At 40.8% G+C, this 12,596-nt stretch carries 11 protein-coding genes and 1 other RNA gene; 10 read left to right on the forward strand and 2 right to left on the reverse strand.

Annotation, left to right across the window (positions count from 1 at the left end):
• Positions 1-232 precede the first annotated feature (232 nt).
• From surE to AQPE_RS19795, 10 genes are all read left to right on the forward strand, one after another.
• Complete coding sequence (gene surE, locus AQPE_RS19750) at positions 233-994, forward strand: 5'/3'-nucleotidase SurE (RefSeq protein WP_318348220.1); 762 nt, start codon at positions 233-235, stop codon at positions 992-994.
• A gap of 1 nt (position 995) precedes the next feature.
• A complete protein-coding gene (locus AQPE_RS19755; protein WP_318348221.1) occupies positions 996-1,298 on the forward strand; it encodes a hypothetical protein in 303 nt (100 codons plus the stop codon).
• An 83-nt stretch (positions 1,299-1,381) separates the two neighbouring features.
• The gene (gene lpxB / locus AQPE_RS19760) at positions 1,382-2,509 is read left to right on the forward strand and encodes a lipid-A-disaccharide synthase (RefSeq protein ID WP_318348222.1); all 1,128 of its coding nucleotides are present in this window, start codon (positions 1,382-1,384) and stop codon (positions 2,507-2,509) included.
• 9 nt (positions 2,510-2,518) lie between these two features.
• On the forward strand, positions 2,519-2,953 hold the full coding sequence (locus tag AQPE_RS19765) for a GNAT family N-acetyltransferase (RefSeq protein ID WP_318348223.1): 435 nt from the start codon (positions 2,519-2,521) through the stop codon (positions 2,951-2,953).
• Positions 2,954-3,228: 275 nt separating this feature from the next.
• On the forward strand, positions 3,229-5,631 hold the full coding sequence (gldG, locus tag AQPE_RS19770; protein ID WP_318348224.1) for a gliding motility-associated ABC transporter substrate-binding protein GldG: 2,403 nt from the start codon (positions 3,229-3,231) through the stop codon (positions 5,629-5,631).
• Positions 5,632-5,775: 144 nt separating this feature from the next.
• Positions 5,776-6,906 carry a DNA polymerase III subunit beta gene (gene dnaN / locus AQPE_RS19775; RefSeq protein WP_318348225.1) on the forward strand — a complete coding sequence of 377 codons (1,131 nt, stop codon included), beginning with the start codon at positions 5,776-5,778 and terminating at the stop codon, positions 6,904-6,906.
• A 90-nt stretch (positions 6,907-6,996) separates the two neighbouring features.
• Positions 6,997-7,803 (forward strand): 3'-5' exonuclease, encoded by an 807-nt coding sequence (locus AQPE_RS19780; RefSeq protein WP_318348226.1) that lies wholly within the window; start codon positions 6,997-6,999, stop codon positions 7,801-7,803.
• Positions 7,804-7,856: 53 nt separating this feature from the next.
• The gene (locus AQPE_RS19785) at positions 7,857-8,471 is read left to right on the forward strand and encodes a fumarylacetoacetate hydrolase family protein (protein WP_318348227.1); all 615 of its coding nucleotides are present in this window, start codon (positions 7,857-7,859) and stop codon (positions 8,469-8,471) included.
• 90 nt (positions 8,472-8,561) lie between these two features.
• Positions 8,562-8,960, forward strand: a transfer-messenger RNA (tmRNA) gene (gene ssrA, locus AQPE_RS19790).
• A 238-nt stretch (positions 8,961-9,198) separates the two neighbouring features.
• Positions 9,199-10,029, forward strand: coding sequence for a site-specific integrase (locus AQPE_RS19795; RefSeq protein ID WP_318348228.1), 831 nt, complete (start codon positions 9,199-9,201; stop codon positions 10,027-10,029).
• A 117-nt stretch (positions 10,030-10,146) separates the two neighbouring features.
• Here AQPE_RS19795 and istB read toward each other — a convergent pair whose 3' ends face one another.
• Positions 10,147-10,878, reverse strand: coding sequence for an IS21-like element helper ATPase IstB (gene istB / locus AQPE_RS19800; RefSeq protein ID WP_318346872.1), 732 nt, complete (start codon positions 10,876-10,878; stop codon positions 10,147-10,149).
• A 90-nt stretch (positions 10,879-10,968) separates the two neighbouring features.
• Complete coding sequence (gene istA, locus AQPE_RS19805) at positions 10,969-12,507, reverse strand: IS21 family transposase (protein ID WP_318346873.1); 1,539 nt, start codon at positions 12,505-12,507, stop codon at positions 10,969-10,971.
• Positions 12,508-12,596 lie beyond the last annotated feature (89 nt).

Below are 12,596 nucleotides of genomic sequence, written 5' to 3' on the forward strand. Positions count from 1 at the left end.
GTCGTAAATCCGGGAGTAAAATTCCTTCGCTCTGTCGAATTGAGTACCGGAATTTCAACCCAATTAACTGAATTTGTCATCTTTTCCATAATCAGAGTTTTAAAAGTTTGTGGTTTATAACAAGTACTACGTATTCACGGTCTAATTTGTGATGTAGACTTATTATTTTTTTCTGAAAAAGATTTTGTCAGTCACATTCATTTATCTTTGTGTGCATTCAAAAAAGTAAGTTATGAGTGAACGTCCGTTAATATTGATTAGCAATGATGATGGTGTATCAGCCAAAGGATTGAGAGAATTGACCGAAGTGATGCGCCTTTTTGGTGATGTGCTAGTTGTTGCTCCCGATGGTCACCGGTCAGGTATGTCGAACGCTATTACGGTTGATCATCCGATCCGTTTGATTAAAACAGTTGACGAAGAAGGCTATCAGGTTTATAAATGCTCAGGAACACCTGTCGATTGTGTGAAGCTGGCATTCAATCAGTTGCTCGATCGTTATCCCGATTTTGTGGTTTCCGGAATCAATCATGGTTCAAATTCATCCATCAGCGTGGTCTATTCAGGAACAATGGGTGCCGCATTGGAAGGATGTATTCATGGCATACCTTCCATTGGTTTTTCGCTGAACGATTATGAACCGGAAGCCGATTTTTCACGGGCTAAAATATACGTGGCCCGCGTTTTTCAGCAAGTGGCCGAAAACGGTTTGCCGCCATTTGTTTGCCTGAATGTGAATATACCCAAGGGAGATGTTAAAGGCGTTAAGGTTTGTCGCCAAACTTCCGGAAAATGGGTGGAAGAATTCGATAAACGGACTGATCCGCACAAACGGGAATATTATTGGATGGCAGGTTCTTTTCAGAATTTTGAGGAAGAGGTTGACGGAACCGATATTGCTGCTCTCGAAAACGGGTATGTCTCAGTCGTTCCAGTGAATGCCGATATGACTTGTTATCAGACTTTTGATAGTATGAAATCCTGGAGATTTTAAGATGCCTGCGCGTAAACGAAATACGGCAGATCGGCTTTTGGTAGGCTGGGTGATTGGAATCGTTGTTCCTTTGCTTTTTTTCCTGGTTTTTTACCAGATGAAATATAGCGAAATGCAGTTTATGGTTTATCTGCGGAATGTCTGGGATATGAAGATTTTCCTGAAAATAATCAGTCTTTGTGTGTTCCCGAACCTGGGATTTTTCTTCCTGTTTTACCGCAATAAATACGATATGGCTGCCCGTGGCGTTATTATGGCAACGTTTATGTATGCATTCCTTGTATTGATTGCGAAAATAATTTGAAAACAGTGTTGCGAGTTACAAGTTTCGAGGTGCGGGAACACCTAAATCGAAACCTGTAACCCGCAGCCCGTAACCCGTAACTCATGAGATATTACGTTTTAGCCGGTGAAGCTTCGGGCGATTTACACGCTTCCAACCTGATTAAAGAAATTATCCTGATTGATCCCGAAGCCGAATTTCGTGGATTTGGCGGCGACCTGATGGAAAATGCAGGAATGACCGTTTTGAAACATTACCGCGATCTGGCTTTTATGGGGATTGTACCGGTAATTATGAACATCCGGACGATCCAGAAAAATTTCAGGTTTTGCGAACAGGATATGCTGGCTTTCAATCCCGATGTGCTGATTTTAGTTGACTATCCAGGCTTCAATCTCCGGATGGCCAAATTCGCCAAAGCCCACGGAATACGTACCTTTTATTACATTTCACCCAAAGTTTGGGCATGGAAAGAAAAACGGGTTCACCGGATTATTGCCTATGTTGACGAAATGTTTACCATTTTGCCTTTCGAGACCGAGTTCTTCGCCAAATACAATTATCCGGTCAACTATGTCGGCAACCCTCTGCTCGACGCTATTCTGGAGAAGAAAACGGCTCCGGATTTTCCTCGTTTTATTGCAGAAAATAAGTTAACCGACAAGCCAATATTGGCCGTTTTGCCAGGTAGCCGGAAAGGCGAGATCAGCGTTTTATTACCCACCATGCTGGAGGCAGCGGCTCAATTTCCGGAATACCAATGTGTCATTGCCGGGGCTCCAAACATGGGAATTGAATTCTATCAACCATTTATGAAGGAAAGTTCGGTTCCGGTTATTTGGGGCAAAACTTACGAAATATTGATTCACAGCCGTGCTGCGATAGTTTCATCAGGAACAGCAACGCTCGAAACCGCTATTTTGAATGTTCCTCAGGTAGTTGTTTATCGGTTGACTCCCAGTTGGTTGTTTAACTTCCTGAAATATTTTTTCCTGAGAACTAAATTTGTTTCGCTGGTGAATATCATATTAGGGCGTGAAGCTGTTACTGAACTGATTCAGTGGAATTTTACATTGAAGAAGGTAGTTTCAGAACTCAATAAAATTCTTCACGATCCTAAAAATGAAAAGCGAATGCTCGATGATTACCGCGATATGATGATCAAGCTCGGTGATCCCGGTGCATCACAACGGGCAGCCAAATTGATGGTGGAAAAATTAAAGGTTCTTTAAAACGATAATATGGATGTTGAAATAAGGAAATCGACAGAAAATGACTTTGAAAAGGTCTATCCTCTTTTTGAGCAACTTTGGCCGAATAAGGAACTGGATAAAAAAGAGCTCAAGGTTGTTTTTGATCGGGGCGTAAATTCTGATACCGATGAGCTATTTTGTTTAGCTTATTCTGGCGAAGTAATAGGGTTTTGCGCTTATGCAATTGTGAATAATTTGTGGCAAGCTGGCTATATATCGTACATGTATGCCATGGTTGTTGATGAAAATTACAGAGGGAAGGGATTTGGAACAATGCTTATCAATGAAGCAATTCAGGATTCGAAAAATAAAGGATTAAAACGATTGGAGTTGGATTCGGCGTTCCATCGCGAAAAGGCTCACGAATTTTACCTGAAACTTGGGTTTGAGAAACGGGCATTTTTATTTTCGTATATTCTGTAATTGGTTATTTATTAGATGTTTGTTGAATTGGTAATCCGCCGAAGGCGGATTAATATTAATGATCCCCAGAGAATCTGGGGAAAAAGAGCGAAGAATGGATTGAGAACCCCGAAGTGGGTTCAATTGGTATATTTAAAGTTAAAATTGAACCCTTTTCAGGGTTCTGATTTTGTGGTCGGTTTCTTTCCCCCAACTTCATTGGGGTGATTAATATTAAATCCCTTTGGGATTTTGGTTTGAGATGAATAGGTTAATGAATTGATTTTTTGTGATATATGTTCAGTTTACTAAAGAAAGAAATTACCAGTTTTTTTGGATCGCTCACAGGCTATGTGGTTGTGTTTGTATTCCTGCTGGCTACCAGCTTGTTTTTGTGGGTTTTCCCTGGAAACTATAATGTTTTGGACGGTGGATATGCTTCGCTTGATGGTTTGTTCTCCCTGGCTCCGTGGGTTTATCTTTTCCTGGTTCCGGCGGTCACCATGCGCCTGTTTGCCGAAGAAAAACGACTTGGAACCATGGAAGTTTTGCTTACCCGGCCGCTCTCGGTGATGCAGATTGTGCTGGCTAAATTTTTGGCCGGACTGCTGCTGGTTGCCATTTCTTTGCTGCCAACCTTAATTTATTTCTATTCGGTTTATGCATTGGGTAATCCGGTGGGTTGTATTGATACTGGCAGTACCTGGGGAGCGTACTTCGGCCTGTTTTTTCTGGCTGCGATTTATGTAGCTATCGGTTTATTGGCTTCAGCATTGACCGACAACCAGATATTTGCCTTTATTTTAGCGCTGTTCCTTTCGTTTGTGGCATACCTTGGGTTTGATTTTGTGGGAGCCATGCAATTACCTTCGGCGCTTCAGCAGTGGATAACCGGCTTTGGGATAAATGAACATTATGCTTCCATAAGCAGGGGAGTGGTCGATTCGCGCGACTTGGTTTATTTTATTTCAGTTGTTTTTATCTTCTTGTTCCTTACCAGTCGGATTATTCATTTCCACACCGTTAATTTCAGGAGAGAAATTAAATCAGGAATTCTGGTTTTGATTGGCGTTCTGTTCCTGAGCATTCTTTCCGGACAATTGTTTTTTCGGTTGGATTTAACGGCTGAAAAACGATATTCAATTACCGATGTTTCCAAAAAGCTGGTCAAAAACCTTGAAAAGCCTGTAAACATTACACTTTATCTCGATGGCGAATTACCGGCAGGTTTCCGGAAACTGAAAAAATCGATTCAGGAAAAGATCGCCGATTACAACGCTTATTCGTCGAAACTGATCAATCTGACAGTGGTTGATCCTTACGAGATTTCTGATGCCAAACGTCGTGACCAGCTTTTTGAAGAGCTTGCAGGGAAAGGACTTCAGCCCACTGATATTCGCCAGAATACCGATCAGGGAACAATAACCCGGCGCATTTTCCCGGGCGCATTGATTGAGTATGGCAATAAGATGATAAGCGTCAACTTACTGAAAAACAATCAAAATGCTCATGCTGAAGTTAATCTGAACAATTCAATTGAAAGTCTGGAATACGAGTTTTCAGCCGCTTTCGCTGAATTGATGAGTCCTGAAAAACAGTCGGTTGCTTTTTTGACCGGACAAGGAGAATTGAACGATCATGAAGTTCACGACATCGCTACCAGCCTGACTGAAAAATACAATGTTTTTAATGTCACAAGCACTGAACTGGCAACCAATGGATCACGGATAAAAGCTCTGATTGTAGCCAATCCGTCTCAGAAATTTACTGAAGGTGAAAAATTTCAGATCGATCAATATGCCATGAATGGTGGTCGAATTCTTTGGCTGATTGATCCGGTTTCGGTTAGCCTGGATAGTTTGAGCAACGGAAATATGACTTTGGCATTCCCCCGAAGCCTGAACCTGGACGATCAGTTGTTTCGCTATGGAGTTCGCCTGAATGCGAATCTGGTTCAGGATGCTGAGTGTTTGTTGATTCCAATTATTACTGGTACTTCGTCTAAGTTTACGCCTGCGCCCTGGTATTATTCGCCATTGCTGATTCCTTCCGAAAATCAGGTGATCAGTAAAAGTTTGAACCGGGTAAAAGGCGAATTTGTAAGCTCGATTGATACCGTTGGAAAAGGCAATCAGGTTCGCAAAACGGTTATATTGGCAACATCGGCTTATTCTTTGGTTACTGAAGCGCCTGTCGAAGTGAGCCTGGCCAGTGCGAACAATCCGATTGATCGGAATCTTTTCCGGCAGCCATCGCAAGCAGTTGGAGTGTTATTGGAAGGTACGTTTACCTCGGTATTTAAAAATCGGATGGTCGATTCGTTTGGCGTAAAATCTTCAGCAGTGAAAACCGAAAGTATGCCTACCAAAATGATCGTTTTTTCGGATGGAAATCTAATCGCCAACCAGTACCGCATTCAGGGAGGAATCCCGGAATATATGCCGCTTGGTTACGACCGCTTTTCGAAACAAACTTTCGGGAATAAAGCGTTGTTGCTCAATGCGGTGAATTATCTTTGCGATGATGAGGGCTTGATGGAATTGCGTTCGCGGGTGTTTAAAATCAGGTTGCTCGATAAAGTCAGGCTAAAGGAAGAAAAACTGACGTGGCAATTGCTGAATGTGTTGGTTCCAATTCTTTTGATTTCGGCTTTTGGAGCTGTGTATGTGTATGTTCGCCGCCGCAAATATAAATGCTAAATACTTTTGGATAAAATAATCGTTCATCAATAGGTTAAAAATGGCAAAGTTTGTATATTCGTGAGCTTCCGTTTAATTGTATAGGCAAGTGATTTCAAGGCGAATAAATTGTAAAAAGAATATAAAAACTCTAAAAAAATACCGATGAAATTTGTTGTTTCAAGTACTGAATTACTTAGTCATCTTTCTGCTATCAGCAGAGTAATCAACTCAAAAAATACACTTCCAATTCTCGACAATTATTTGTTTTTGCTGGAAGATAATCGTTTAACCGTTACCGCTTCTGATCTTGAATCAACTTTGATTACAAGTCTGGAATTGGAAAACACCAGCGGAACTGGAACTATTGCTGTTCCGGCAAAAAGGATGAACGACACGCTGAAAGAGTTCCCGGAGCAACCGCTGACTTTCCAGATCGATCCTGAAACTTTCCAGATTGATATTTTTTCGCAAAACGGTAAATTTAGCATTGTGGGCCAAAACGGAGAAGATTTTCCACAACAACCCATTCTGAATGAAGGTGTTGCTTCAACCATTAATGTGAATCACAGCGTGCTTCTAAGTGGTATCAACAAAACACTTTTTGCGACTGCCGATGATGAACTTCGTCCGGTAATGAATGGTATTTTTATTGAACTGACTACCGAGGATATGAAGTTTGTAGCTTCTGATGCTCATAAGCTGGTTCGCTATAAACGTTTCGATGCTAAGGCTGAAAAAGACGCTTCGTTTATCCTTCCGAAGAAACCGGCAGCTATCCTGAAAAGTTTGCTTCCAAAAGAAGACTTTGATGTGAAACTGGAATTTGATGATAAAAATGCGTTCTTCACTTTGAGTAATTATAAACTGATTTGTCGTTTGGTTGAAGGAAATTACCCAAGTTATAATTCAGTTATTCCACAAAACAATCCAAATAAACTGGTTATCGACCGTGTTGAATTTTACAATACAGTTCGTCGCGTATCGGTATTCTCCAATCAGGCAAGTAATCTTGTTCGGTTGAAATTAACTGAAAACCAGTTGGTTGTTTCGGCTCAGGATGTCGACTTTGCCATATCTGCAGTTGAACGATTGAATTGCCAATACGAAGGTGATGACATGGAAATTGGGTTCAAATCAACTTTCCTTCAGGAAATTTTATCGAACCTCTCGGTTACTGATGTAAAAGTTGAACTTTCTGATCCAACCCGTGCTGGTTTACTTTTGCCTGCTGAAAATGAGAACGAAGAAGAAAACGTATTGATGCTTTTAATGCCAATGATGATAAATGCCTGATCTCATTTAGGCTCACAGGAGAAACCTAATGGTGATGAGCCGTTAGGTTTTTTCTTTTCTGAATAATTACAAAAACTTAAATTTTTAATCGTGAATTTGAACCTCAAAAATCCGTTGATTTTTCTTGATCTGGAAACAACAGGAATGAATATAGTGACCGACCGGATCGTTGAAATTGCCTTGATTAAAGTTCATCCGGATGGAAAAGAAGAAGAAAAGCAATACAGGATTAATCCTGAAATGCCAATTCCGGAGGTAGTGACCAAAATTCATGGTATATCCGATGAGGACGTAAAAGACAAACCAACCTTTAAAGAAGTAGCCAAAACCATTGCCCAGTTTATGGAAGGCTGCGATTTTGCAGGATTCAATTCTAACCGCTTTGACATTCCTCTACTTGCTGAAGAGTTTTTGCGGGCCGACGTCGATCTGGATTTAAAGAAACGCAAATTCATTGATGTTCAGGCCATTTTCCACAAGATGGAAAAACGCACTTTGGCCGCAGCTTATAAATTTTACTGCCAGAAACCATTGGAAGATGCGCATAGCGCGATGGCCGATACGAAAGCGACTTACGAAGTATTGAAAGCTCAGCTCGATGTCTACAAAGACGAGGAATACGAAGATGCACATGGTAAGACTTCGAAACCTATAGTGAATGATATTCAGGCGCTAAGCGAATTTTCGGCCTACGATACCAATGTCGACTTTGTTGGCCGTATTGTATATGACGAAAAGGGGGTTGAGATTATCAACTTCGGAAAAAATAAAGGCATCCCAGTTGAGAAAGTTCTGCGCGAACAACCCGGCTATTACGGTTGGATTCTGAACAGCGAATTCCCGTTGTACACTAAAAAAGTGCTGACAGCGATTAAATTAAGAATGAAAGATAATTAATTGGCGCTGTAGAGACGCAATGCATTGCGTCTCTACAATAAAAATAATATTGTATGAAAATAATCTGTGTAGGCCGCAATTATGTGGCGCATGCCAAAGAGTTGAATAACGAAGTTCCTGCCGAGCCGGTTTTATTTATGAAGCCCGATTCGGCGTTGCTCCGGAATAATGATCCATTTTATATTCCAGATTGGTCAAACGATGTGCATCACGAAGTTGAACTGATCGTGAAAATTTGTAAGTTGGGTAAAAACATCGAAAAAAAGTTTGCTTCCCGTTATTACAAAGAAGTTGGACTTGGTATCGACTTTACAGCACGTGACTTACAAAATGCGTTGAAAGATAAAGGATTACCCTGGGAAAAATCCAAGGCATTCGATCATTCGGCAGTGATTTGTTCAGAGTTTGTGTCTGTTGATTCATTACCTGATCGGAATGCAATAAATTTCAGATTAGATATTAATGGAAATACTGTTCAGGAAGGAAATTCAGCTTTGATGATTTTCCCGATTGATGACATTATCGCACATGTTTCGAAATACTTTACCCTGAAAATTGGCGATTTGATTTATACCGGAACTACTGCAGGTGTTGGAAAGGTAAATATTGGGGATCGTCTTGAAGGATATCTGGAAGGAACAAAAAAGTTTGACTTTTGGATTAAATAACTGTGGAAGCCTGAAGTCGCCTCAAAAATTAAAAGAATCAGATATTCCTGAATTGGCATAAAAAAGTGTATTTTTACAGTCCTTAATACCGGGGCTGACTGGTTTTGACAGCGGGTAGAAGAGGTATGTAAGCATGACGGGCCTTGATCGCACAGCCCGTAAATCTGGGCGTTCAAAATTCAATTGGCGAAAATAACTACGCTCTTGCTGCGTAATCAACTTAAAGTAGATTACACTTTATTCCGGTACTAGGTGCTGGAACGAGACATTGCCCGGGTGCTACTTCCCTGAAGCGGCCCGATCAGGCGGTGCAAATAAATCGGGGATAGTGGAAGTTGTGCTTCGGAACTTCTGCAAAATTAAGAAGCTAAGGTAAAAGTCGGTGGCCCTGATCCAGCTTTTATTCGAAAATTAAGTCTGGGGATAAGCATGTAGAAAGCATATTGCTTCCTCGTTTGGACGCGGGTTCGATTCCCGCCAGCTCCACTTTTTCAAGAAGCATATCAAAGCAAACTCCTGTAAATGCCACATTTACAGGAGTTTTTTATTTTTAGCTCCTGCAAATAAATGCAAAAAAAAGCATATGCAAAGGGGGCAAAGAGGGGGCAGCACCTTTTCACTCAATTGCCCCCTTTTAAGAGCGCATTTCTTTAATATGCAGTACTTTGCGTTTCGGGTTCTTCCATTGCTAAAATACTTTTACAAACAAAAATTAAATTTATTTGCAATGAAAAAACAAGAAACTTTTTCGGTTCGCTTTTTTGTAAGAAAAAGCAGAGTAACAAATGAAGAATTTGGTCCTCTATTTGTCAGAATTACAGTTAATTCAAGTCGAATTGAAATTTCATTGGGCAAAAGTGTAGCAACAGAAATCTGGCATGAGAAACTACAAAAATGTAAAGGACAAACGAGAGAAGCCAAACAAATAAATGATTTTTTGGAGTTGACTACTTTCAAGATTAATGAAATTAGGCATCGACTGATTATTGAAGGAAAAGAAATCACTGCTGACCTGCTTAAAACAAGGTATAAAGGACTACCAGATGCAGATGAAATCCATAAACCCACTATTCTGGAACTCTATGAAATTCATAATAATAAATTAAAAGAACTGGTTGATATTGATATTGCAAAAGCTACTTACAAAAGACACAATACCTCAAAAAGTCATATTGCAACTTTTATAAAATACCAGTTTGGGCAAGATGATATAGTACTTGACCGAATAGATTATAAATTCTTAAATGACTATGAGCATTATTTTAAAGTTGTAAGAAAATGTAATCACAATTCAACAATGAAATACATCAAAAATTTAGGGAAAGTGATTCGCCTAGGCCTGGCTGAAGGTTATATGAATAAAAATCCATTCGACAAATTCAAGCTTACCTATAAAACGGTTCAACGGGATATTTTGACAATTGAAGAGGTTGATAAACTGGTGAAATTGAAGATTCCGGAAGAGCGTTTGGATCGTGTTCGTGATCTTTTTGTTTTTTGCATTTATACCGGGTTGGCATTTGTTGATGTGACTAATTGGATTTGCCGGTTAAATTGACCAGTCCGCGCCGTTTTATATTGACCACCTTTCGCCGGAGTAAATTGACCACCTATTTTCAATATTGAGAACGATCATTTCCTTGTTTTGATTAGAGTTATACAAAATTAGATTTATTTATTCTGATTCAACAGTTTCTACGATTTTGTTTCGTTGTCTTCTTCGTATTGATTCTCCTACAAGTTCCATTCGATGAGCATCATGAACAATGCGGTCAAGTATTGCATCCGCTATTGTTTGTTCTCCGATAACCTCATACCATTGTGCCACTGGCAACTGAGAGGTTATAATGGTTGAACGGTTTCCGTGACGATCTTCCACGATTTCCATAAGTACCGACCTGTTTGATGCATCAAGCGGCTGCAAGCCAAAATCGTCCAGAATCAAAAGATCCTGTCTTTCTATCTTTGCAACTTCTCTGATGTACGAACCATCTGCTTTGGCCATTTTTAATCTTGTAAACAGCTTTGTAGTGTTGGCATAAAGTACTTTGAACCCAAGGGTACAGGCTTGATTTCCGATAGCAGAAGCAATGAAGCTCTTGCCTATTCCGGTACTCCCGGTGATCAGAAGATTCTCTTTTCTTCCGATAAAAGTACACTCAGCCATACGCATGAACTGATTTTTGTCCAGGTTGCGATCTATATCAAAGTGCAACTGCTCAATGTTGGCTTTATAACGGAACTTTGCATTGCGCATTTGCCTCTCTATGCGGCGATTGTTACGATCATCCCATTCGGCATCAATAAGCATCGATACCATTTCATCGCCTGTCATTTGAATCATGCTGCCATTCTCGATGCTTGTTCTAAAGGCACGAACCATACCGAAGAACTTCATCTGTCTCATTTTTTGAAGCGTTTGCTCATTCATTTTATTCGATTTAAGGTTAAACAATACCCGGAGGGGTAGCCGTTACAGCTTTCCTCCGGGGAGATATTACCGGTAATAGTTTTTACCACGTATGTTCAGGTGAGGGGGCATTGACTGATCAACATGCTGCTGATCATCAACGTTTCGGTCAAGTCCTTTTTCAAGGATTACCCGGATGGTCTGATAGCTGTAATCGCCATATTGAAGTGCACGCAGACAAGCATTGTTAAGCCGCTCTTTTCCGGCACGTACCGAAAAACTTAAAACTCCCTGGCAGGATCGATAGGTCTGCTCCGGATGCTGCCGGGCATTTAGCAACTGGATAATATATTCTTTTGTTTGAGGGCCTACCTCTGCGGCTCGTTCGATAAATTTATCGGGGTTCCAGTCGCTCATGAAGCGGTGCTGCGAGGCCAGATGATCTGTTATTGTTGTGTGTCCAAAAAGGTGCCTGTTCCTTTTGTGCACTGCAATTCGCTCGTAGCGGTGATAAATTTCAACCTCAGATTGGCTGTAAAGCAAGGTTACCTTCTTGCCGATAAAATGGTAAGGAACACTGTAATAATGCTTATCCTCGGCAAGGCAGACGTAATTGTTCTTCATCACAGAAGCGATATAGCGTCGCTTCAACTCATATCTCTTTTCAGGTAAAGGGTGCAAAAAGTGTCGTTCAGTATCTTCGAATAACTGTCGCCTGCTGAATGGCCTTCCTGTAAGCGGCCTGTTATTATGAGCTTCCAGTGCCTCCCTGATCGCGCTATTTAGCAGTTCAATGCAAGAATATACATTACCCTTTAAAATGCTGTAAATCGAACGGTAAATGATTTTGACGGCACCTTCTACCAACGCTTTGTGTTTGGGTTTATACGGAGCTGCCGGTAAAGCCGCCATCGAATAATAGCTTACGAAGTCACGAAAAGCCTCATTAAGTGTTGGCTCATAACGATTACTCTTGATTACCGCCGATTTTAAGTTATCCGTAACGATGGCATTAGGAACACCTCCGAAGTAATGTAATGCATTTTCGCAGGAGTTGATGAAGTCTTCCTTCTGTTGGGTATAACTGGCCTCTACGTAGGTCAACTGGCTTGCACCCAGTATGGCGACAAAAACCTCTACCTCTGTGATGTCTAATGTTTCCGGATCTAAAACCTTGAGTTTTTCGCCTGCATAATCAACATACATCTTCTCCCCGGCCTTATGCTCAATGTGCATAACCGGATTACGAACCTTCTTCCAGAGAAGATAATAATGCTTGAACTGTGAAAACCGATAGCCTGCAGGATGCTGTTCAAAATATTGCTCCCAAAGCTTCTCCTTGGTGTTTCCCCGGATCTTCAATGCTTTTTCCATGGTGGGGAAAAATGCTTCCAGAGATTGATAACGCAGATCATTCTCAATATGATTGCGTGGAACCATATCCAGAAACATCTGCTCAAGTTCAGTGTCACTCATCAGTTGAATCTCCTGGGGCGATTTGCCCGAAGCCAGGAACAACCTGATATACTTCTTAACACTATTGCGGGGAAGACCTGTCCGTTCCCCGATGGACTGTTTACTTACACCCTCGGTGTAAAGCCTGATAATGCTTCTTACCTTGCTCATAATGATTAGTTTATTTGACATTTTGATTATATTGAACAAAGCCAACTTAATCATAAATGCCCGCTAATCAACAAGGATAAATCGTTCTT

The organism is Aquipluma nitroreducens, from assembly GCF_009689585.1.
Taxonomy (GTDB): domain Bacteria; phylum Bacteroidota; class Bacteroidia; order Bacteroidales; family Prolixibacteraceae; genus Aquipluma; species Aquipluma nitroreducens.